The 22,236-nt window shown below is 67.9% G+C and carries 20 protein-coding genes; 9 read left to right on the forward strand and 11 right to left on the reverse strand.

The genetic code is table 11. The features are described 5' to 3' along the window. Nucleotide 1: 1 nt before the first annotated feature. The 4 genes from C7C57_RS10145 (at nt 2) to C7C57_RS10160 (ending at nt 3,764) form a co-directional block, all read left to right on the forward strand. Nucleotides 2–1,177: an AI-2E family transporter gene (locus tag C7C57_RS10145; RefSeq protein WP_187976316.1), complete on the forward strand. Its 1,176-nt coding sequence runs from the start codon at nt 2–4 to the stop codon at nt 1,175–1,177. 71 nt (nt 1,178–1,248) lie between these two features. Beyond that, a complete protein-coding gene (locus C7C57_RS10150) occupies nt 1,249–1,842 on the forward strand; it encodes a TetR/AcrR family transcriptional regulator (RefSeq protein WP_187976317.1) in 594 nt (197 codons plus the stop codon). Beyond that, nucleotides 1,839–3,011 carry an SGNH/GDSL hydrolase family protein gene (locus C7C57_RS10155; protein WP_187976318.1) on the forward strand — a complete coding sequence of 391 codons (1,173 nt, stop codon included), beginning with the start codon at nt 1,839–1,841 and terminating at the stop codon, nt 3,009–3,011. The genes C7C57_RS10150 and C7C57_RS10155 overlap by 4 nt, the downstream gene beginning before the upstream one ends. A gap of 114 nt (nt 3,012–3,125) precedes the next feature. Then, entirely contained in the window at nt 3,126–3,764 is a 639-nt protein-coding gene (locus C7C57_RS10160; protein WP_187976319.1) for a cyclopropane-fatty-acyl-phospholipid synthase family protein, read from the forward strand. A gap of 91 nt (nt 3,765–3,855) precedes the next feature. Here the strand turns inward: C7C57_RS10160 and C7C57_RS10165 are convergent, their stop codons facing one another. Beyond that, a complete protein-coding gene (locus C7C57_RS10165) occupies nt 3,856–4,932 on the reverse strand; it encodes an epoxide hydrolase family protein (RefSeq protein WP_187976320.1) in 1,077 nt (358 codons plus the stop codon). Nucleotides 4,933–5,028: 96 nt separating this feature from the next. Between C7C57_RS10165 and C7C57_RS10170 the strand changes: the two genes are divergently transcribed. The 3 genes from C7C57_RS10170 to C7C57_RS10180 all read left to right on the forward strand — a co-directional run bounded on the left by C7C57_RS10170 (nt 5,029) and on the right by C7C57_RS10180 (nt 6,879). Further along, nucleotides 5,029–5,649 (forward strand): TetR/AcrR family transcriptional regulator, encoded by a 621-nt coding sequence (locus tag C7C57_RS10170; RefSeq protein WP_187976321.1) that lies wholly within the window; start codon nt 5,029–5,031, stop codon nt 5,647–5,649. Between the two features lie 82 nt (nt 5,650–5,731). Further along, a complete protein-coding gene (locus C7C57_RS10175) occupies nt 5,732–6,271 on the forward strand; it encodes a helix-turn-helix domain-containing protein (protein ID WP_187976322.1) in 540 nt (179 codons plus the stop codon). Between the two features lie 14 nt (nt 6,272–6,285). After that, nucleotides 6,286–6,879 (forward strand): PIN domain-containing protein, encoded by a 594-nt coding sequence (locus C7C57_RS10180; RefSeq protein WP_030143161.1) that lies wholly within the window; start codon nt 6,286–6,288, stop codon nt 6,877–6,879. A gap of 54 nt (nt 6,880–6,933) precedes the next feature. On the opposite strand, the gene C7C57_RS10185 is transcribed toward C7C57_RS10180, so the two are convergent. The 5 genes from C7C57_RS10185 to C7C57_RS10205 form a co-directional block, all read right to left on the reverse strand. Then, nucleotides 6,934–7,347 (reverse strand): metal-sensitive transcriptional regulator, encoded by a 414-nt coding sequence (locus C7C57_RS10185; RefSeq protein ID WP_187976323.1) that lies wholly within the window; start codon nt 7,345–7,347, stop codon nt 6,934–6,936. Nucleotides 7,348–7,455: 108 nt separating this feature from the next. Next, nucleotides 7,456–9,720 carry a cation-translocating P-type ATPase gene (locus C7C57_RS10190; protein WP_187976324.1) on the reverse strand — a complete coding sequence of 755 codons (2,265 nt, stop codon included), beginning with the start codon at nt 9,718–9,720 and terminating at the stop codon, nt 7,456–7,458. A 69-nt stretch (nt 9,721–9,789) separates the two neighbouring features. After that, entirely contained in the window at nt 9,790–9,999 is a 210-nt protein-coding gene (locus C7C57_RS10195) for a heavy-metal-associated domain-containing protein (protein ID WP_187976325.1), read from the reverse strand. A gap of 92 nt (nt 10,000–10,091) precedes the next feature. After that, nucleotides 10,092–12,593 carry an excinuclease ABC subunit UvrA gene (locus tag C7C57_RS10200; protein ID WP_187976326.1) on the reverse strand — a complete coding sequence of 834 codons (2,502 nt, stop codon included), beginning with the start codon at nt 12,591–12,593 and terminating at the stop codon, nt 10,092–10,094. Next, complete coding sequence (locus tag C7C57_RS10205; RefSeq protein ID WP_187976327.1) at nt 12,590–13,237, reverse strand: hypothetical protein; 648 nt, start codon at nt 13,235–13,237, stop codon at nt 12,590–12,592. The genes C7C57_RS10200 and C7C57_RS10205 overlap by 4 nt, the downstream gene beginning before the upstream one ends. A gap of 262 nt (nt 13,238–13,499) precedes the next feature. On the opposite strand from C7C57_RS10205, the gene C7C57_RS10210 reads away from it, so the two are divergent. Then, nucleotides 13,500–15,041 (forward strand): hypothetical protein, encoded by a 1,542-nt coding sequence (locus C7C57_RS10210; protein ID WP_187976328.1) that lies wholly within the window; start codon nt 13,500–13,502, stop codon nt 15,039–15,041. 135 nt (nt 15,042–15,176) lie between these two features. Then, complete coding sequence (locus tag C7C57_RS10215; RefSeq protein ID WP_187976329.1) at nt 15,177–15,881, forward strand: TetR/AcrR family transcriptional regulator; 705 nt, start codon at nt 15,177–15,179, stop codon at nt 15,879–15,881. Here C7C57_RS10215 and C7C57_RS10220 read toward each other — a convergent pair. The 5 genes from C7C57_RS10220 to C7C57_RS10240 are packed head-to-tail and all read right to left on the reverse strand — an operon-like array spanning nt 15,878 to nt 22,216. Further along, on the reverse strand, nt 15,878–16,906 hold the full coding sequence (locus tag C7C57_RS10220) for an ROK family protein (protein WP_187976330.1): 1,029 nt from the start codon (nt 16,904–16,906) through the stop codon (nt 15,878–15,880). The two genes, C7C57_RS10215 and C7C57_RS10220, sit on opposite strands and share 4 nt — an antisense overlap. Then, nucleotides 16,903–18,615: a family 20 glycosylhydrolase gene (locus C7C57_RS10225; protein ID WP_187976331.1), complete on the reverse strand. Its 1,713-nt coding sequence runs from the start codon at nt 18,613–18,615 to the stop codon at nt 16,903–16,905. The genes C7C57_RS10220 and C7C57_RS10225 overlap by 4 nt, the downstream gene beginning before the upstream one ends. A gap of 27 nt (nt 18,616–18,642) precedes the next feature. After that, entirely contained in the window at nt 18,643–19,485 is an 843-nt protein-coding gene (locus C7C57_RS10230) for an ABC transporter ATP-binding protein (RefSeq protein ID WP_223144739.1), read from the reverse strand. After that, on the reverse strand, nt 19,482–21,278 hold the full coding sequence (locus C7C57_RS10235) for a dipeptide/oligopeptide/nickel ABC transporter permease/ATP-binding protein (protein WP_187976333.1): 1,797 nt from the start codon (nt 21,276–21,278) through the stop codon (nt 19,482–19,484). The genes C7C57_RS10230 and C7C57_RS10235 overlap by 4 nt, the downstream gene beginning before the upstream one ends. Further along, entirely contained in the window at nt 21,275–22,216 is a 942-nt protein-coding gene (locus C7C57_RS10240) for an ABC transporter permease (protein ID WP_187976334.1), read from the reverse strand. Before C7C57_RS10240 ends, C7C57_RS10235 begins: the two co-directional genes overlap by 4 nt. Nucleotides 22,217–22,236 lie beyond the last annotated feature (20 nt).

A 22,236-nucleotide genomic window follows, 5' to 3' on the forward strand; every position in this document is an offset into this window, starting at 1 on the left:
CATGCCCGAGAAATCCACCCCGGACAGCACCGCAGAGACGGCAGCCCCGGCCAGCCCGGAGCCCACGGAGACCCCGGTCGACCCCGATTCGGCCTCGGCTCCGGTCAACGTCCCGCCGTCGCGCCGCTTCTGGACCCGACTCGACAACCCGTTTGTTGCCGGTTTCCTGCTCACCCTGGGTGGCCTGGCGGCCTTCAGCCTGGGGGCCGCGATCACCAACATCTCCACGGTGATCATCTACATCGTCTTTGCGCTGTTTATCGCGCTGGGCATCGACCCGGTGGTGCGCTGGCTCTCCGGGCGCGGGCTCAGCCGCACCTGGTCGATCGTGATCACCATCGTTGGTCTGCTGGCGATCATCGTGGGCATGATGTGGCTGGTGATCCCGACCGTGGTGGATCAGGTCACCCAGTTTGTGCAGTCGGTCCCCTCAATGATCAAGGACTTCATGCACAGCGATCTCTTTCACCGCCTGGAGGGGATGTTTGGTGAGGGCTTCGAATCGCTGATCGGTGACATTCAGAAGTTCCTGTCCGACCCGGGGAACATCGCGGCCATCGGCGGCGGCGCGTTCCAGGTGGGCGCCACGATCTTCTCGGGCCTGTCCGGTGTGCTGATCGTCCTGGTGCTGACCCTGTACTTCGTGGCCTCCCTGCCGCAGATCAAGTCGGCCATGTACGAGCTGGCCCCGGCCCGCAACCGCGCCCGCATCTCGGACCTGACCGACCAGATCACCGATTCGATCGGTGGCTACCTGGGTGGCATGGTGGTGCTGGCGTTCTTCAACGCGGTCTTCTCGGGTGTGCTCTACGCGATCCTCGGCCTGCCGTTCCCGCTGCTGATGAGCGTGGTGGCGTTCTGCATCACGCTGATCCCGCTGGTCGGTTCGGTCCTGTTCTGGGCCGTGGCGAGCGTGCTCGCGCTGTTCACCAGCCCGATCTCTGCACTGCTGTTTGCGCTGATCTACATCGCCTACGTGCAGGTCGAGGCCTACGTGCTGACCCCGCGGGTGATGAGCCGGGCCATTTCGATCCCCGGATCCCTCGTGGTGATCGGTGCCCTGATCGGTGGCACGCTGCTGGGCCTGCTGGGCGCGCTGGTGGCGATTCCGGTGACCGCCTCGATCCTGCTGATTATCAAGCAGGTGTGGATCCCGCGTCAGAACTCCAAAAAGTAGTTCTTGACTCCAAACCTACACATGTTAGGATTTTTCCTAATATGTGTAGGTTTGTCAGTTAAGGAGGCATCATGGCACGCGCCGGCATTACCCCCGAGCGCCTGATCGGTGTGGGCGCCGAGCTCGCCGATGAGGTGGGCATCGATCGGGTCACCCTGGCCGAGGTGGCGCGACGCTTCGACGTCAAGACCGCGAGCCTCTACTCCCACGTGGCAAACACCGCGGCCCTGGGCGAGGGAATCGCGCTGCTCGCGCTCACCGAAATGGCCGACCGCCTGGCCATCGCCACCGCGGGCAAGGCCGGACGCGACGCGCTTGCCGGACTCGCCAACACCTACCGCGACTATGCACACGCCCACCCCGGCCGCTTCGCCGCGACGCTTGTTCCGCTGAGCCCGGAGGCCGCCGCCGCGAGCGACGGCCCGCGCCACGTCCACCTCACCGAGGCCGTGCTGGCGGGCTATGCCCTCTCCCCCGAGACCCATCCACACGCGGTGCGCCTGATCGGCAGCACCGTACGCGGATTCATCACCCTCGAAGCCGCCGACGGATTCGCACACAGCGCGCCGCCCGCCTCCGACAGCTGGATCGCGATCATCGACGCCCTCGATGCCCTCCTCACCCACTGGCCCACCTCCCTCGATTCGGAAAGGATCGCGTCATGACCACCACACCCACCCCCGTGCCACTGAACGACACCCTCATCCGCGGGGCCGCCGAGCTCGAATCCACCGAACACGGACTGCTGCCGCACCGCCTGCCCGCCTGGGCTCGCGCGCAGAACACCGATCCGCAACTGAGCATGGTCGAGGCGCAACCCTCGGGTGTGCGGCTCGCATTTTTCAGCGCCGCCACCGTGATCGAGCTGGACCTGTTCCGCTCGCGCACCACCTACGGTGGCGTGCCCGCACGCCCGGACGGGATCGTGGAGCTCACGATCGACGGCGAGCGGATCACCCAGATGGTCACCTCGGGCGGGTCCACCACCACGATCGATATGGCCACCGGCGTGCCCACCACCGAGGTGGGTCCGGTCGCCACGCTGCGATTCGAGGGGCTGTCTGCCGCGTCGAAACTCATGGAGATCTGGCTGCCGCACAACGAGCAGATCGCGATTGCCGCACTGCGCACCGACGCCCCGGTCACCCCGATTGCCGCGGATGCACGCCCGGTGTGGGTGCATCACGGGTCCTCGATCAGCCACGGCTCCAACGCGGTGCGACCCACCGGCATCTGGCCCGTGGTGGCCGCCCGCGGCGCGGATCTGGAGCTGGTGAACCTGGGCTTTGGCGGCAGCGCCCTGCTGGATCCCTTCACCGCCCGCAAAATTCGGGATACCCCCGCCGACCTGATCAGCCTCAAGCTGGGGATCAATCTCACCAATCTCGACCTGATGCGGGTGCGCGCATTCGGCCCGGCCGTGCACGGCTTCCTCGACACGATCCGGGAGGGTCACCCGGACACCCCGCTGCTGGTGATCTCCCCGATCTACTGCGGAATCCACGAGGACACCCCGGGCCCCGGCATGTTTGATCTGGAGGCACTGGTCAAGGGTCAGCTGCGCTTTATCGCCACCGGCAACCCCGATGAGGTCAAGGCCGGCAAGCTGACCCTGCGCGTGATTCGCGCCGAGCTTGAGCGCATCATCACCGAGCGCCGCGCCACCGATCCGAACCTGTTCTATCTGGATGGCCAGGAGCTCTATGGCGAGGCGGACGCCGAAACCCACCCGCTGCCCGATGCCCTGCACCCGGGTGCCGAGTCCCACCAGATCATGGGCGAACGCTTCGCCCGGATCGCGCTGGGTGAGGGAACCGGTACCTGGTCCCTCTGATTTTCGGCCGACGGCCCCTTCCCGCGGGAAGGGGCCGTTTTCCATTTGGCAAAAGTTATTGCAGGTCTCACCGGGCGCGGCGCAGACTGGGATATCCCCATCGAAAGGCCTCCCATGACCACGCCCTCACACCACACCTTCGACCGCGCCTACTGGGAGCAGCACTGGGATGAGTCGATCCTGCGCGGCAGCCACCGAACCCCGCCCCACCCGCACCTCGAGACCTTTCTGAGCGACCTCGCGCCGGGCACCGCCCTGGAGGCGGGTTGCGGCACCGGCGCCGAGGCGCTCTGGCTGGCCGAGCACGGATGGCTGGTCACCGGGGCGGATATCTCGGCCGGCGCCCTGACGGTGGCCGCCGAGCGGGCACGCGCCGCCGGAGTTGCGGACCGGGCCACCTGGATCGAGGCCGACCTGGGCACCTGGGTGCCGGAAACCGGGTTCGACCTGGTGAGCACCCACTTTGCCCACCCGGCGATGCCGCAGCTGGATTTCTACCGCCGAATCGCCGAGTGGGTGGCCCCGGGTGGCGCCCTCTTTATCGCCGGCCATGCCACCGGACACCACGGTAATCACCCGGACGCCAACGCCCATCCGGTCGAGGCCACCGCGACCATCGAGGGGATCATCGCGCTGCTTCCCGCGGATGAGTGGCGCATCGTGGCCGCCGAGGAGGTCGAACTCGCCTCGGTCCACGCCGATGCGCCGACCCACCGGCGGGACGTGGTGGTACGGGCGAGCCGGATCGGCTAGTCGAGTCGGCGCGGCCGGGCGAAAAGACACTGCCACGAGGTTCGGCCGCGGCCCTGCACCATCGAGCCCGCCGCCGACCCGCACTGCCCGCCTAGCCCAGGGTGAGCGCCCGGCGCAGGTCCTCCACGTAGGCCGCGGGCTCATCCCAGGCGGCGAAGTGTCCACCCGTGGGGTGCTCGATAAACGCCGTCAGGTTCACAAACCGCTCCACAAACGCGCGCGGGGCGGGCATGAAGTCCTCGGCGAAGGCCGAGTAGACCGTCGGAGTCTCGATCCGGGCGGGAAGCGCCACGGGCACCGTATAGGTCGAGAGCGCGGTGCCCGCGGTGCCCGTATGCCAGACGGCACTGACCCAGGTCAGCAGGTCATCGTCGCCGAGGGTGTCGGCGGGTCCGGCCCAGTCGATCAGCTTCTCCCCCATCCAGGCCAGCAGAGCCGCCGGAGAATCGCCCAGCATCGCGGCCACAGTGCCGGGACGGGTCGCCTGCTCGGCCACGAACCCGCCGTGCGCCTGCCGCCAGGCCCCCGCGGCGGCGGCAAAGACAAGCTCCTCGGGGGTCGCGGTGGCCGGGTCGATCATTCCGACCCGCGCCGCCGCCAGGTTCGTCAGGTGCAGCGCCGAGACACGCTCGGGATGAGCCGCCGCCAGCAGCTCGGCCACGGTGCCGCCCACGTCCCCGGCCGAGATCACAAAGCGCGAATAGCCGAGGGTGGTCATAGCCTCGGCCACCATCCCGGCAATATCGGCGGTCGAGACCGGAGCTCCTTCCAGTGGCGGGGCAAACGGGAATCCGGGCAGGGCCGGAATGAACACGTTGACGTCCTCAAGCAAAGGCAGCACCCGCTCGAAACGCAGGACCGAGTCCGGCCAGCCGTGCAGGAGTACCACGGTTGGGGCATCCGGCGTGGCCGAGCGTCGATGGATCGCCCGCAGCGCGCGCTCCCCCTCCCCCACGGTTTCCCAGGGATAGGCATGGATGCGCCGCTCGTGGGCGAGCCAATCGAAGTCCTCTGACCAGATGCGCAGGAGGCGGGCAAGCCGCTCGCCGGGAATGCCGCGCGCGGAATCCCCCGCCCAGGGGTTGGCGATCAGCCGAGTGCCGCGGATCCGCTCCGTGAGGTCGTCAAGCGCGGCGGACGTGGTGGGCGTAGGGGCGGAGGTGTTCATGGGGGTCCTTTCGTTGCGAAACCCAAATGGGCTCACTAGCCCATTCTTGGCGCTTAATAATGGGCTGTCAAGCCCATTCCCTGATAGACTGACCGCATGACCCCAGCCGAAGAGCTCCTGCCCGCCACCGCCAAGGGCCGCGCAACCCGCGACCGGATCGTGGATGCCGCGGCCGCCCTGATGCTCGCGCACGGGGTCCAGGGGGCGACCAATCCCGAGATTCGCGCGGCGGCGAAGGTCAGCGGGTCCCAGCTCTCGCTCTACTTCCCCGATAAGGAGAGCCTGGTTCGCGCGGTTCTCGCCCGGCGCGGAGATCAGGTCATCGACCTCATCCACACCACTGCCCACGGCGCCCTCGACAGTATCGCCGCCCTGCGATCCTGGGCGGCCTTTTACACCGAGCGCCCGAACTCCTGGGAGGGCGGCTGCCGGTTCGGATCCCTCGCCGGCGACGTTCTCAAATCAGATCTGAACCTCACCACGGACGTCACCGCCGGGTTTGACCGCTGGCACGCCGTCTTTGAATCCGGCCTGACCACGATGCGCGAGCGCGGCGACCTACGCTCCGACGCGGATCCGGTCACCCTCGCCACGATCCTGCTCGCCGCGTTCCAGGGCGGCATGCTCTTGGCGCAGGCGCAACACAGCATCGCCCCCCTCGCCACCGCCCTGGGCGGCGCCATCGACTTTGTGGCCAGCTTTGCCCCTCAGAGCTGAGCGCTACCAGGGAGTCAGGAGTAACACCTAAACAAAACATTCGAAGTGTGTTACGTTTCTTGCACTTGTAAGGAGGTAGGACATGTCCCCCAACACACCGCTCGTCTCGGAAACCTACGATGTTTCCGACGAGCCCGGCATCGCACGAGTGCACGATTTCTTCGTCGCGCATTCGAAGGTCCAGTCCGGTCACACCGCCCCCAGGTATGTGTTGTCCGGCGATGCCACTGATGATCAGGTTGAACTCCCCGCAGAGATCTATCACGTGCTTGTGCAGGTGGTCGATGCGATGCGACGCGGCCTCTCGGTCACCGTTTCTCCCCGAGGCAAAACCCTCACCACACAGCAGGCGGCTGATCTTCTGGGAGTGAGCCGTCCCACGGTCATCAAGCTGCTCGACGAGGGAAGAATCCCGTTCGAGCGCGTCGGCACACACCGCCGTGTCACACTGACTGACGTGCTGGAGTATCGCAAGCACCGCCGCGAGGAGCAGTATGCAACCCTGGCCAGACTCTCAACTGACGTCGATGAAGATACCCCGCTCGACGAAGTCCTTGCCGAGCTAAAGAAGGCGCGTCGGGTTGTATCGGAACGCCGGCGGCAAGACATCGAGCTGCCCTAAAGTCGGGCCCACACATGTTCACCGCGCTGCTCGACACCAATATTCTCTGGCCCAGCCTGCAGCGCGACTTCTTCCTTTCTCTTGCCATCGAGGGAAGCTTTCGGCCCGTCTGGAGTGAAGCGGTACTTGATGAACTTGAAGAAAGCGAGACGCGGAAACTTATCGAGAGACGCCACCTGACTCCAATCCGTGCCCAGCTTTCGGCCATGCGTCTGACGGATCGAATGCGTCACGTCTTCCCGGAGGCTCTCGTTCACGGCTGGGAGCCGTTGGATGGAACGTTTGGACTTCCGGATCGAGATGATGAGCACGTGGTTGCCGCCGCGCAGGTGGCCGGAGCAGGATTTATCGTGACCGATAATCTGAAGGATTTTCCCGTAGCTCTGCTTCCGGTGAGCATCACCCCGGTATCGGCTCGCAAGTTTGCTTTTGACATCGTGAGCGATAGTCCGCTGAGGGCGCTATCGGCGCTCGAGGAGATTTCTCAGCGCAGCGGACTCTTTGGTCCAGAAACCACCTCGGAACAGATAATTGGCCACCTGGAGAGTCGATACGGCTTCACCGATACGGCGGAGCTGCTGCGCCTCGCGGCATTCGAAAATGACTAAAACACCGAGGGCCGCACGGGAATCCGTGCGGCCCTCGGTGTATGGGTGGGCGGTCTAGGAGCGGACCAGGCGCGCGATCGCGTCGGTGGCTTCCTTGAGCTTGGCGGCCGCCTCCTCGGCGTTGCCGAGACGGGCGGCGTCCATCACGCAGTGCTTGAGGTGGTCGTCCACCAGGCCGATCGCCACCGATTCCAGCGCGCTGGTGAGGGCGCTGATCTGGGTGAGAATGTCGATGCAGTACTTCTCGTCATCGATCATCTTGGAGATCCCACGCGCCTGACCCTCGATCCGGCGCATCCGCTTCTGATAGCCGGTCTTATCGCTGATGTAGCCGTGGTGGTGCCCCTCGGTGGCGCAGAAATCGCCCGAGTGACCCTCGACCGCCGGCTCGACGGACTCAACCACGGCCGCGGCGTTCGCGGCGGGGTCGACACCGGTGTTGGTGCTGTGGGCTGCGGTGGTCGCCATGCTGGCTCCTTTGATCGTTCGGCCGGGGCCGAGACTGCTGCATCCAGGATATCGGGCACCGCACCTCGGCGGCGACGTGGGCCCGATACTCCGGGCCCACACGGGGGACTAGTTTTTGACGATGCTGCGGAATCCGCGCAGCCTGAGGCTGTTACCCACCACAAACACGCTCGACAGGGCCATCGCGGCCCCGGCCAGCATCGGGTTGAGCATGCCCAGCGCCGCCACCGGAATCGCCGCCACGTTATAGGCGAAGGCCCAGAACAGGTTGGTTTTGATGGTGCCCAGGGTTTTGCGGGAGAGCCGGATCGCATCCACCACGCCGCGCAGATCCCCGCGCACCAGGGTGATATCCGACGCCTCGATGGCCACATCGGTGCCCGTGCCCATCGCCAGGCCCAGGTCGGCCTGGGCGAGCGCCGGCGCATCGTTCACGCCGTCGCCCACCATCGCGACCACTCGGCCGGACTCCTGCAACCGGATCACCTCGGCCACCTTATCCGCGGGCAGCACCTCGGCGATCACCGTCTCGATGCCCACCTCGGCGGCGATCCGGCGGGCCACCGCGGTATTGTCTCCGGTCAGCAGAATCGGGGTCAGCCCGAGCGCCTTGAGTGCGGTGATCGCCTCGCGGCTGGTGGGCTTGACCGCATCGGCAACCACCAGGATGCCGCGAGCCTCCCCATCCCAGGCCACCGCCACCACGGTCTTTCCGGCATCCTCGGCCTCGGCCTTGGCGGCGGAAACCCGAGCACTCAGCGTGATCGACCACTCGGCCAGCAGGGACTCGCGTCCCATCAGAACCGCGTGACCGTCCACCACACCCTGCACGCCCTTGCCCTCGATGTTGGTGAATCCCTCGACCGGGGGCAGTTCGATGTTCTCGGCCGTCGCGCCGGCGGCGATGGCCTGCGCGATCGGGTGCTCGGAGGCATCCTCCAGCGCACCGGCCAGGCGCAGCAGCTCGCCGCGCTCGGTGCCGGGTTCGGTAATTGCTTGAGCCAGGGTCATCTTGCCGGTGGTCACGGTGCCGGTCTTATCCAGCACCACGGTGTCGACCCGGCGGGTGGATTCCAGAATCTCCGGTCCCTTGATCAGGATGCCCATCTGCGCACCGCGACCGGTTCCCACCAGCAGCGCGGTCGGGGTCGCCAGGCCCAGCGCACACGGGCAGGCAATCACCAGCACGGCCACGGCGGCGGTGAAGGCGGCGGCCGCGGGGAATCCGGCGATCAGCCAGCCGGCCAGGGTGACCAGGGCAATTACGATCACGATCGGCACAAATACCCCGGAGATTTTATCCGCCAGGCGCTGCACCTCGGCCTTGCCGGTCTGCGCCTCCTCCACCAGCTTGGCCATCTGCGCAAGCTGGGTGTCCGAGCCGATCCGGGTGGCGCGCACAACCAGGCGCCCACCCGCGTTGACGGTCGCGCCGGTCACGGCATCACCGGGCACAACCTCCACCGGCACGGATTCGCCGGTGAGCATCGACGCATCCACCGCCGAGGTGCCCGAGGTCACCACACCGTCGGTGGCGATCTTCTCCCCCGGACGCACGATGAATTCGTCCCCGACGCGCAGCTCGGCCACGTCGATCTTGGTTTCGATGCCGCCCCGCAGCACCGACACCTCCTTGGCACCGAGCTCCATCAGCGCACGCAGTGCGGCACCGGCCTGACGCTTGGAGCGCTTCTCGAAGTAGCGCCCGGCCAGGATGAACATCGTGACCCCGGCACCCACCTCGAGGTAGATATTGGAGGCCCCATCGGAGGGGCCGATGGTGAATTCGAACGGGTGGGTCATCCCGGGCATGCCCGCGGTGCCCCAGAACAGCGCATAGATCGACCACAGCAGGGCGGCGCCGGTGCCCATCGAAATCAAGGTGTCCATCGTGGCCGCGCCATGCTTGAGGTTGACCCAGGCGGCACGATGGAAGGGCCAGGCACCCCAGATAATCACCGGGGCGGCGAGCGCGAGCGACGCCCACTGCCAGTAGGTGAACTGGAGGGCCGGGATCATCGCCATCAGGATGACCGGGACGCTCAGCACGATCGACCCGATCAGGCGCTGACGCAGCGTAATCAGTTCGGGATCGGCGTCCTCGGCATCCGGGTCCGCGACATCCCTGGGCTTCACCGGCGCGGGCAGGGTGGCCGCATAGCCGGCCTTCTCGACCTCGGCGATCAGCAGGGCGGGATCGTATCCCTCGGGGATCGCGACCCGGGCCTTCTCGGTGGCGTAGTTCACCGTGGCCTCGACACCGTCGAGTTTATTGAGTTTTTTCTCGATCCGCATCGCACAGGATGCGCAGGTCATCCCGCCGATTTCCAGTTCGACGTGGGGGCCACCGGCCACGGGTGTTGAGGTACTCATCTTCTCTTCCTTTTTCCGGTCCCTCCCGTGGGAGGGACCGGCATGCAACGGCGTGAGGTGGGGTGGAGCCTAGGCCCGGACGGCGGAGTAGCCCGCTTCGGTGACGGCGGCCAGCACGGCGGCATCGTCCAGTTCGGCGGCGGAGGTGATGACCAGTTCGCCGGTCTGCGCACTCACGCGGATGTCCTCGACGCCGGCGATCTGCTCGACCTCTTCGCGAACCGAAGACTCACAGTGTCCGCAGGTCATTCCGGTGACGCGGTACTCGGTGGTTGCCATGATTTTCTCCTCTCGAGAGATACCCCTCCTGGGTATCACATCTGAGCCAACGATATACCCTCAGAGGGTATTCCGGCAATCGAGAAAAATGTTTAGACGGTGTGCGCGAGATAGTCCCGCAGGTGCGCGCCGGTGACACTCTCGGGTCGGGCCGCAACCTCCTCCGGCGTTCCGGTCGCCACGATGCGTCCCCCATCGCTTCCGCCGCCGGGACCCAGGTCGATCACATAGTCGGCGTTGGCGATCATGTCGAGGTCGTGCTCGATCACGATGACCGTGGCCCCGCGCTCCAGCAACCCGTCCAGCACCCGCAGCAGGACCCGAATATCGCGCGGATGCAGGCCCACGCTCGGCTCATCCAGCACAAACACCGCGCTGTGCTGATCGCGGCCCAGCTCGGACGCGAGCTTGAGGCGCTGCGCCTCGCCGCCGGAGAGGGCCGGGGTATCCTCCCCCAGGGTCAGGTAGCCGAGGCCCAGGTCAACCAGGGTGGCGAGCTTCTTGCGCACCCGGGGCAGGTCGGCGAGCGCGTCCACGGCCTGGGCGACGGTGAGGGCCAGCAGATCCGGCAGGGAATACTCGGTGCCATCGGGACCGGTGCGGCGAATCTCCTGGGCCAGCGGCGCGAAACGGGTGCCCGCGCAGTCGGGGCAGTCGATATCCACGTCGGGGAGGAACTGCACGTCCAGTACGATCTGTCCGGTCCCCTCGCAGCGTGGGCAGCGCAGCGAACCGGTGTTATATGAGAAGTCGGCGGCCCCGAGCCCGCGCGAGGTCGCCGCGGGCAGGCCGCCAAACTCCCGCCGCAGCACGTCGAGGACCCCGCTGTAGGTGGCCACGGTGGAGCGGATATTGGTGCCGATCGGGGTGGCATCCACCACGTCGGCGCGGCTGATGCCGTCGGCCTCGATGCGGGTCACGTGTGCTGGAATCTTTCCCTCGGCGGCGAGCGCGGGAACCAGGCTTTCCAGCACCAGGGTGGTTTTGCCCGAACCCGACATCCCGGTGACCGCGGTTAGGCGTCCCCGCGGGAACCGCGCCCGGAGCGCGTGTACGGTGTGCAGCGGGGCGGTCTCGATTTCGATGCCGCCGTGCGCAAACACCTCCTCGGCACCCAGGCGCGGGCGCACCACCACCGGTTCGGTTCCGGCGATGAAGCCGCCGATCACCGAGTCGGGGTTGTTTACGATCTCGGCGAGGGTGTCGTTGGCGACCACGGTGCCACCATCCACCCCCGAGCCCGGGCCGATCTCGATGATCCGGTCGGCCTCGCGTAGGACCTGCACGTCGTGATCCACCAGGACCACCGAGTTGCCCTCGGCCAGCAGATCCCGGATCACACCGATCAGCCCGTCGAGGTTGGCCGGGTGCAGCCCGATCGAGGGTTCGTCCAGCACGTAGAGCACACCGGTAGTCTGGTTGCGGACCGCGCGGGCCAGCTGCACGCGCTGCCGCTCCCCGGTGGACAGGGTGGATCCGGCACGATCCAGGGTCAGGTAGCCGAGGCCCAGTTCACGCAGGCGACGCCCCATGTCGGTCAGCTGATCGGCGAGCAGGCGCGCCATCGCCCGCATCTCGGGTGGCAGGGTCGCCTCCACGGCGGGTGCCCACTCGGTGATCCGGTCCAGGGAGAGCGCGGTCGCCTCGGCGAGGTTCATCCCCTCGATTCGTGGATCCCGGGCGGCCACGCTGAGCCGAGTACCCTCGCAGTCGCGGCAGGTTCCCGCGGTGATGTAGCGGTTCACCCGGGCTAGCCCCTTCTCGCTGGTCGCATTATTCAGGGCCTCGCGGACCGCCCGCCGAGCGCTGCGGAAGGTGAAGTCCATCGAGAACACCTTGCCGTTTTTTGAGGCGACGGTGATGTGCCGCTTCTCGTCGGGACCATCCAGCACGATCTCGCGTTCCCGCTCACTTAGCTCGGAGTAGGGTACGTCTATCCGCACCCCAAACTCCGCCACCACCTGCGGCATGACCGACAGGCCGGCCATCCCCCACGGGGTCACCGCACCCTCGGCGATGGTTTTGGAAGGGTCGGGAATCAGGGAGGCATCATCCACGTCGCGCACGATGCCGGTGCCCGAGCAGGTGGGGCAGGCCCCGTCGGAGTTGAACGCGAGAGATTCGGCCCCGGGCGCGCGGAACACGGCCGAGCAGGTCGCGCAGGTGAGCGGCAGGTCGGCGGCCACATCGATCGTGGGGACGTGGCGGTGGCTGTTGGGGCACGAGTGCGAGGCGAGACGCGAGAACATCACCCGGAGCACGTTCAGCAGCTCGGTCGAGGTCCCGAAGGTGGAGCGCACCCCGGGCACGCCGGGACGCTGGCGCAGCGCCAGGGCCGCGGGGATGTGACGGACCGAATCCACCGCCGCCCGGGTCGCATGTGACATGCGCCGGCGGGTATAGGTGGACAGGGCCTCCACATAGCGGCGGGATCCCTCGGCGTAGAGGATGCCCATCGCCAGCGAGGACTTCCCCGAGCCGGAGACCCCGGCGATCGCGACCATTTCGCCCAGCGGCACGTCCACGTCCACGTTTTTGAGGTTGTGCACGCGGCCGCCGCGCACCTCGATGTTCAGCGACTCCCGCCCACTCATCGGGCGTCCTCCTCGCCGGTCACGATCCGCACCCGCGGGTAACGGGCACGCAGCTCGGCGACGGTGCCATCGGGGATGCCCGCCAGCGTGAGCGTCCCCAGCACCGGCAGGAATGCGGGATCGGGGAGGGTGCGCGCGTCAAGGTCCGGGAATCCGCGCAGCGTGAGGTGTTCGAGCGCCGTGAGTTCGGCGAGGGAGGGCACTTCGACCAGGTGTCCGGGATCGCCCGAGAGCTCAAGCGTGGTGAGCGCGGGGAACGAGTCGACCACGTCGTCCAGGTCGAGCGTGGTGATGCCCTCGACGCGGAGGGTTCTCACGTTTTCCAGGCCGTCCAGCGCGGGCATCCCGCCCACCACACGAACACTCAGATCGCGTCCGGCGTCCGCCGCCGACACCTCGGTGACCGGGATCCCCACGGCTCCCAGTCCACTCAGGCCCTCCACCAGATCCTCGACCGAGACATAGGCGGACCCCGAGGAGAATCCGCGCACGGTGAGGTGGGTCAGGGTTTCGGGCAGGATCAGGCGCTCCACGCCGGTGATGTCGAGGTCCAGCTCGGTCAGGGTGGTGGAACCATAATCACGCAGGCCGTCGGGCCCGTCGGCGTCTTCCGGGCCGTTATTGACGGATTCAGCTGCGGTCATGAGTGTCCCCTCGCCAGGCGCGGGCCCTCGCCCGACGCTGCACTCAGCCTACCCGGGGTGGCCGCCAGGCACGAGGACGGCACCCGCTCCGTGACGACCGGTGCCGCATGAGTCTCGATACCCCCAGTCCTCGGCACAAACGCGATCAGGGCGTCCCGAACCCTCGCCTTAACGCCCCCATTCCACTACGATTCCTAGCTAAAGCCGCATCGCCGCGTGCACTCGGCCAGGCGAAACCCATGCGCACACCCGATTGGACCCCGTGAGAGCCTCAATCCTGCGTCATCATTCTCCGTCTCGACGCCTCGGCGCCGCCGGCATCGGCCTCGCCCTGGTGGCCGGTTCCCTGCTCGGAGCCTCGGCTACCCAGCCCGCCCAGGCGGACGTGAACACCGTGCAAACCATCAACTCATCCTCCATCATCTGGGGCCCGGCCAACATCGTCACCGGAACCCTCCACAACGGTTTCGGCTTCCGCGCCGATCCCGGACTGGTGGGCTGGACCTTCTCAGCATTTCAGGAAGTCGGCGCGCTGACCCTCAGCCGAGATGGAGTCGGCTGGGAATTTGCGGCGGACACACACTCGGTGAACACCCGCGTGGGCGGGAAAAGTGTCATCACCCTCACCGGAAACACGGGTGAGACCTTCGCCGAGGACTACACGGTGACCCTGACCCTGACCATCGAGGGCAACTACGCCCGCTGGTCCTATTCGATTGCGGGCGACAACGCGGATACCCTGACCGCGACCTTCGCCGGCGCCCTTGCCGCCCGACACACGTCGGTGATCGAAGCCACCGCCACCACCCTGCTCGCCCACAACGCGGACTCGTCCGAACCGCCCGCGCCGATCACCGGAATCTCGGTCAAAACCGACGGCTCGGCTCCGACCCTGACGGCGGATTCGGACTCCGGCGCGTTTTCGGCCGCCACCACGGGGGCGGGCTCGTTTGAGGTGACCGCCCTGCTGGTTGACTATCCGGTCGGAGCGCCCAGTTCGCTGAACGCCGCGCTGGCGTTCACCCGCCCGCTGCTGGCCAACATCGACGCGCACTTTGGCGAGACCCACCTGTCCCCCGGCGCACCGGTGAGTTTCCAGAACGCCTCGGTGATTCAGGGCACCCCCGTCGACACCGAGCTCACCACCACAATCGGTGAGGAACTGATCGACATGGGGTACTTCCTACTCCCCGGGCTCGACGCCACCGCCCGAGCAACGGGGCTGCCCGCCGGACTCACCCTCACCACGATCCTCGGCGACAAGCCCACCGCCGAGGAGGATGCCGAGCCCGAGGTAATCTGGCCGGAAGAGGGGGAGGAAATCCTCCCGGTTCCGCGACCGGCACTCGACGCCAGCGTCGCGGCCGATGCGCCCGCGGCGGCACCGATCTCCTTCCGCCTGAGCGGGACCGCGACCACCCCGGGGGTCTATACGGTCCCGGTCACCATCTATCTCGCGATCCCCGAGGATGCTTTCCCCGGGACCACCGACGGCCAGGAGTTACCCTTCCCCCAGCCCATCGGCGTCTACCCGCTGGACACCACGCTTACCGTCACCGTGGCCCCGCGGGTGAGTAACGAGTCGCCCACCCCGACCGCACCCGCCGAGACCCCGGGAAGCACCGCCACCCCGACCGGTGCCGCGGCTCCCCCGGTGGGCACGCCCCCGGGCAGCGCCCGCGGAGGCTCCGCCCTGCCCACCACCGGTAACGACTTCGGTGCGCTGGCCCTGCCGATTGGCCTGCTCGCGGCCGCGGGAGCGGTCCTCCTGATGGGCGCGCGACGCCGCCGGGCAGCGGAGTAGGCACCGCCTGATCCGTCACCTCAATCGGTCGATTTCTCCCCGCGAGAAATCGGCCGATTGTGCGTGGGCGGATCGCCCGGACACACGCAGGTAATAGACGCGCACGGTGCCCGAAAAGCCGTAAGCTTGGGGGTCATGAGCACCTCGGAACGACCCGAACCCGGCACCGCCCCGGCCGTTCTGACGATGGCACAATCGCGCGCCCGGATCCCCAAAAAGGGCTCCAAGGGGGCTCGCACCCAGCAGCGCATTCTCGATGCGGCCCTTGAGCTGTTTGCCGAGTCGGGATTCAACGCGGTGTCGCTGCGGGAGATCGCCGCCCGCGCCGAGATCACCCACGTAGGACTGCTGCACCACTTTGCCAATAAGGACGAGATCCTGATGCGGATCATGGTGTCCCGAGACATCACCGATGAGCACAGCCTGCGCGAGCAGCTCACCGCGCTGCACGAGGCGCAGAAGAGCTCCGAGGATCCGCTGATCGACCTGCGCTGGTACCTCGATCACCTGCACCGCATCACCACCCAGCCGCATATGATCCCGCTGTACGTGAAGATTTCCAGCGAGGCCACCGATCCCGCCCACCCCGCCCACCAGCACTTCGTGACGCGCTATGAGACCGCGCAGGAGCTGATCAGCGACTCGATTGCCCGCACCTATGCGCGCCTGGGCATGACCACGCCGCTGGTTCCCGCCGATCAGGCGGCCCAGCATATGGTGGCCCTCTCCGACGGCCTGCAGATTCAGTGGGAGTATGCCCCCGAGACGGTGAATCTGGAGCGCTCGATCCTCACCTATCTGGGTGTGATCGGGCTGCCGGTGGAGACCACAACACGCTAGCTGGCGCGCTGACCGTGATTTCCGGCGGCCCCGGAAGCCTCCTCCAGATGGCGGATCGCCGCGGCGACAAAGCCCGCATCGGGACCCTCCTCGCCCCAGGCGGCCACGCCCGCCCCAACCAGACCGGCTCGTGCCCCGGTGGCCGACGCTCCGATCGGCGGGACCGGCCGCCACGGCAGCAGGGTGCGGGTGCGCGCGCGCAGCGGGATCAGCAGGGTATCCCCGGCCAGGCCCAGTCCGCCGCCGATGACGATGCGGGCGGGATCGAGGATCGCGGTCAGCGCGGCGAGTCCACGTGCCAGCGCGTCCACCGCGTCGCTCCACACCTCGGCTGCCCGAGGATCGGTGGGGATCCGCGCGGCCACCTGTTCGGCACCGGAGGCCACGCCGCCGCGCTCTCGATAGCGGCGGACAATGTTGGCGGCCGACGCGTAGATTTCCACGCATCCGGCCAGACCGCACGGGCAGGCCTCGCCGCCGGGCACCACCACGATGTGCCCAAACTCCCCCGCGCCGCCGGCCCCGCCGGTCACAAACCGGTCGCCGTCCACGAGGGCGGCGGCGATACCGGTGCCGATCGGCACGAAGGCCAGCGAGGCATCGGGCTCCCCGGCCGCCGCCAGCGCCGAGCGTTCGGCTACCGCGCCCGCGCGGGCATCGTGCAGCAGGACCGCGGGCAGCCCGAACTCCGCGGCGATGATGTCGGTGAGGGCGAGGTCGCGCCAGCCGAGGTTCGCCGAATAGCCGACGGTGCCGGTGGGGGTGTCGATCAGCCCCGGCGAAGCGAGGCCCACCCGGTGTGCCTCGCGCCCGTGCTCTCCCAGCTCTCGTTGCAGCTCGGTGAGGACCAGACGGACGCCGTCCAGCGGACCGCGCTGCTGCTCCCGGGTGGGGACCGTGATCTCCGCACACATCTCACCGGATCGCGTGAGCGCGGCACCCTTGATGGTGGTGCCTCCGATGTCGATCGCCAGCGCGATCTGCTCGGGGGTCGCGGCCAGGCGCGCGGCGGCCGGGGTGCTCATGCCCGAGCCTCGGCGGTGCCGGTGCCTCGAGTAGCGGTGTCGGTGTCGGTGCCGAGGCGTCGAGCGTCGTCGGGAGCGTCCCTCCGGGAGTCGTCCGTGCCGGCGACTCGCACCGGCTCCGCGCCGAAGACCTCAGCCGAGCGATAGTAACCGCCGAATCCGAGCGCGTCCCACACCGGGGTCTGCGCGCGCAGTCGCGCGGCGGTGTCGGCCCAGGCTCGGGGCTCGGCCCGCCACATCCGCTCGGCCACCAGCGGAAGGCGCGGCAGCAGCAGGAAGGCCAGGTCGTCGATCGACTCGATCGTCTCGGCCCAGATCGCCGCCTCGACCCCAACCACCCGGGCATCGTTCAGCGCGGTGCGGGCGTGGGCGGCGGGATCCCAGTCGTTCAGGCCCGAGGTCGGTTCGGCCGCATAGTGCGGGAACCCGGGCTCCCCCGCGGCCACGGCGAGCGGGGTGCCGTCGGCATCCACCCGGCCCTCGGCGTGCCGGCGATCCAGGTACAGCGGCGAGGAGGAGGACACCAGGATCGGGGTCTCCCGCGCGGTCGCCAGGCCGATATCTCCGGGGGCATGGGCGAAGGTCTTTGCGGCCAGCTCGACCAGCGGCAGGTACTCCTCGGGGACGCTGGCGCGCATGGCGTCGGCGTCGAAGGCGTCCTTCTCTGCGATCCAGAATTGCAGCACGTCGCTCGGCTCAAAGACCTCGGCCCGCGCCGCCTCCTGCCAGCCGATGACCCGCTTGCCGAGGCTCCGAACGTGGGCGTGCAGCAGACGGACAAAGTCCGCGTACTGCTCATCCGGCATCCCGAAGGCCTCGTCCCCACCGATGTGGAGGTAGGGGCCGGGGCTGATCTCGGCCAACTCGCTCAGGACCGTGGTTGCAAACGTCACGGCCCCCGGGTTCTCGGGCGAGAGGAACTTCACCTGCGGGTGATCGAAGGTGCCGGGGGTATCCAGCTCGGGATAGGCGGCGATCGCCGCGGCCGTGTGCCCGGGCAGATCTAGCTCGGGGATGATCGTGATAAACCGCGCGGCGGCGAAGGTGATCAGCGCTCGGAACTCCTCCCGGGTCCAGTGCTCACGCTCCCCCGCGGCCGAGACCGAGGCGACCCGCGGATAGGCCGTGGATTCCAGTCGCCAACCCTGGGTGTCGCTCAGGTGCAGGTGCAGAACGCTGATGCGGTGATAGGCCAGCAGGTCGATCACCGCCTCGATCTCGGCGGTCGGGTAGAGGTGCCGCACCGTGTCGAAGGAGAGTCCCCGCCAGGCAAAGGCGGGGCCGTCCACGATCGTGAACGCGGGCAGCACGAGCCCGGGACCCGAGGTGTCCAGCGCCTGCAGAATGGTGACCAGGCCGCGGAACGCCCCCTCGGGCGAGGCCGCGCGCAGCAGGACCAGGCCCTCGTGGGTGTCGATGGTGAAGCGCTCGTCGGCGGGGACCGGCCGCGGGTCAAAACCCGCGGCCGGGGCGATCCCGGTGGACTCCGGGTCGAGGCCCAGCTCGACCCGGATCCGGGCGTCGATCCCCACGGCAACGGGCTGGACCTCCACCCCGCGGGTGCGCCGGGCCAGCGTGGCGAACGTGTCCAGGACCGCGTCGAGCCCGGGCGCAGCCTCGATCCGCAGGGTCTCACCCAGCGCAATCGGGTCGCCCAGGTGCACCGAGGCGGGCAGCGGAACCAGGGGTGAGGGGGTTGTGTGTGTCATCAGGGGAGGGATTCCTTACCGTCTGGATTATCGCGGGGTGGACGCAAACTCGCGCTCATAGGCGGCCCGGCGCGCTGCCTGCTCGGCGGGCTGCGCGATCGGGGCCGAGAGCAGGAGCTTGCGGGTGTACGGGTTCTGCGGGTTGTCGGTGACCTCCCGCGCGGTGCCGGTCTCGACGATGTCTCCGCGGTAGATCACCGAGATGCGGTGGCTCATATAGCGCACCACCGCCAGGTCGTGCGAGATAAAGAGGTAGGACACCCCGGTCTGCTCCTGGATCTCCAGCAGCAGTTCCAGCACCGTGCGCTGGGTCGTCAGGTCGAGGGCCGACACGGCCTCGTCACACACGATCAGCTTGGGACTGATCGCCAGCGCCCGGGCGATCGCGACCCGCTGGCGCTGCCCGCCGGAGAACTCCCGCGGCAGCCGCTCCAGCGCGTCCGCGGGCAGGGATACCCGATCCAGCAGCTGGCCCACCCGGCGCCTGGCATCGCGCGAGGTGTAGCCCTGGGCGAGCAGCGGCTCGGAGAGGGTGTCCCCAATCGAGATCGCCGGGTTCAGCGAGGTGTAGGGATCCTGGAACACCACCTGAATGTCTCGGCTGAGCGAGCGGCGGTGGCGGGCCGAGAGGTTGTCGATCCGCTTCCCCTGGAAGAGGATTTCGCCCCCGGAGACCGGGGCCAGCCCGAGGATCGCCCGGCCGATGGTGGTTTTGCCGGAGCCCGACTCCCCCACCAGCCCCATCGTCTCGCCCTCGCGGACGTCGAGGGAGACGCCGTGCAGCACCTCGTTGGGGGACTTCCGGAAGCCCTTGCTGCCAAACGCGACGCGCACGTCGTTGACCTCAAGGAGCGAGTTTTCCCGGGTCATGCGGAGACCTCCGTGGATCGGGGCTGCCATTCGGGACGCGCGTCGACACCGTCGAGTGCGGCCCCCAGCAGCTGGCGGGTATAGGGGTGTTCGGGGGTGACCAGGATCTGCTCGGTCGTGCCCTGCTCGACGATCCGACCCTGCTGCATGACCGCCACGCGATCGCAGAGGTCGGCAACCACGCCGAGGTTGTGGGTCACGATCAGCACGCCGATGCCGCGGTCCGCGCGCAGGCGACGCAGCAGGCTGAGCACCTCGGCCTGCACGGTCACATCCAGCGCGGTGGTGGGCTCATCGGCCACCAGCAGGTCGGGGTCGCAGGACATGGCCCCGGCGATCAGCACGCGCTGCGCCATGCCGCCGGAGATTTCATGCGGGTAGGCGGCGAAGGTGCGGGCGGGATCGGCGATCTCCACCATCTGCAGCAGCTCCAGCACACGCGCCTTGGCCGCCTGCTTGGAGAGTCCCAGGCGCACGCGCAGCGGTTCGGCGAGCTGATCGCCGATCGTGAAGGACGGATCGAGGTTACTCATCGGCTCCTGCGGCACATAGGCCACCACGGTGCCGCGCAGCTCGCGGTGCTTCTTCTCGGCCAGGCCGATGACCTCGGTGCCCTGAATGGTCACGCTGCCGCGGGAGACCGATCCACCCTCGGGCAGGATGCCCAGGATCGAGAACGCCGTCTGACTCTTTCCCGAACCGGACTCCCCCACCAGGCCGAGGATTTCCCCGGGCGCGATGTCGAGGTTGATGCCGTGCACCACCTCGCGGTCGCTCCCGTCGGCCAGCTCGTAGCTCACGGCCAGGTCGCGGATCGAGAGCAGCGCACCGCGGGTTTCCGGGGCCGGCACCGAGGTGCTGGGAACCACGGCCGCGGGGGCCGCGTTCTTGCGGGTGCGACGGCGGGCCGCGGGGGCACCGCGCTCGCCCAGCACGTCGGAGAGTCCACTGGCCAGCAGCACCAGCGAGGCGCTGGTCAGTCCCAGGGCCAGGCCGGGCCAGAGCAGCAGCAGCGGAGCGCGCTGAATGTTCTGGAACGCCTCGTTGAGCATCGCGCCCCAGGTCGGGGTGTCGCCGCTGGTGATGCCCAGGAACTCCAAACCCGCCTGCAGGCCGATGGCCACACCGGCCACCAGGGCCACCTGAATGATGATCGGCGCACGCACCACGATGAACACGTGGCGACCGATGATGCGCCAATCCCGCAGACCCGATACCCGGGCGGCGTCCACATACAGCTCGTTGCGGACGTTGCCCACGATGCCGCGCACCAGGCGGAAGAAGCTCGGGGCCACCAGGACACCCATCACGATCATCAGGACCCAGACGGTCGGGCCGAGGATCGCCCGCGAGGCCAGCAGCACCACCATCGCCGGGAGGGACATCACCAGGTTGACGATCCAGCTCGAGGCCGAATCGAACCAGCGCCCGTAGTAACCGGCGATCAGACCGGTCGGGATGCCCAGGACCAGCGCCACGATCAGCGCGATCCCCGCGCCGCTCATGGTGTTCTGGGCACCCCAGATTAGGCGACTGAAGACGTCGCGTCCGGCCGAGTCGAAGCCCAGCAGGTGGGTTCCGTCGGCGGGACCGAAGGCATCCTTGAGCGAGGAGGCACCGGGATCAAACGGGGCCAGCAGCGGCGCGAAGATGGCCATCAGCACCACGATGGCCAGCACAATCGCCGCGGCCACGGCCAGGGGTTTGCTGAGGAAGCGGCGGAACGCGGTGATCGGGCGGGCCGTGGGGGCCAGCGCAATCGCGGCGGTCGAGTCCGGAATGGGATCACTCATGCGAGTCTCGCTTTCGGGTTGAGCCAGCTCACCACGACGTCCACGAGGAGGTTAATAACCACCACGCCGATCACCGTGAACATCACCAGGCCCATGATGATGGGGATATCACCCCGGGTTGTATAGGAGACGGTCATGCTGCCAATACCCGGCAGACCGAAGATCTGCTCGACGATGACCGCACCGCCCAGCATGCCCACAAACTGCATGCCGAGCACCGTGAGGGCGGGGGCCGAGGCGTTTCGCAGCACGTGCCGGAAGATGATCCGGCGCGGGCTGAGCCCCCGCGAGCGCAGGGTGCGCACGTAGTCCTTACGCATGACTTCGATGACCGAGGCGCGCACCTGCTGGGAGACCCCGGCGATCGATCCGACCGAGAGGGCCAGGATCGGCAGCGTCACGGTGGAGAGCCAGCCCGCCGGGGAGGTGAAGAAGTCCACGTAGCCGATCGCCGGGAACCAGCGCAGCTGAACCGCAAACACCAGCACCATGATCAGGGTGACCAGGAAGCCGGGCAGCGCGTACCCCACGACCCCGATGATCTGGACAAACCGGTCGGCGGCGCCGCGGCGCACACCGGCCCAGATCCCCAGCGCAAACGAGACAACCGCGGTGATCAGGGTCACACCCACCATCAGGGAGAGGGTGACCGGGATCCGGTTGCCGATCGCGCTGAGCACATTCTCGCTGGTGAACCAGGACGTGCCCAGGTCACCTCGGAGCGCGTTGCCCAACCAGGTGAGGTACTGCACCAGTACCGGCTGGTTGAGCCCGAGCTCCGCGTTTTTTGCGTCAACGAGGCTCTGCTCCGCCGCCTGACCGAGCAGGACGCGTCCCACATCGGTGTGCGGAGCCGAGAGCAGAAGGAAGGCTATTGCCGAGATGACAAACAGCAGGACGATGCTCGCCAGGAGCCGTCGAATGAGAAAGGAAATCATGGTCGTGGGGACGAGCCTTA

Origin of the sequence: Mycetocola sp. JXN-3 (genome assembly GCF_014522285.1) — a bacterium.
GTDB lineage: Bacteria > Actinomycetota > Actinomycetes > Actinomycetales > Microbacteriaceae > Mycetocola > Mycetocola saprophilus.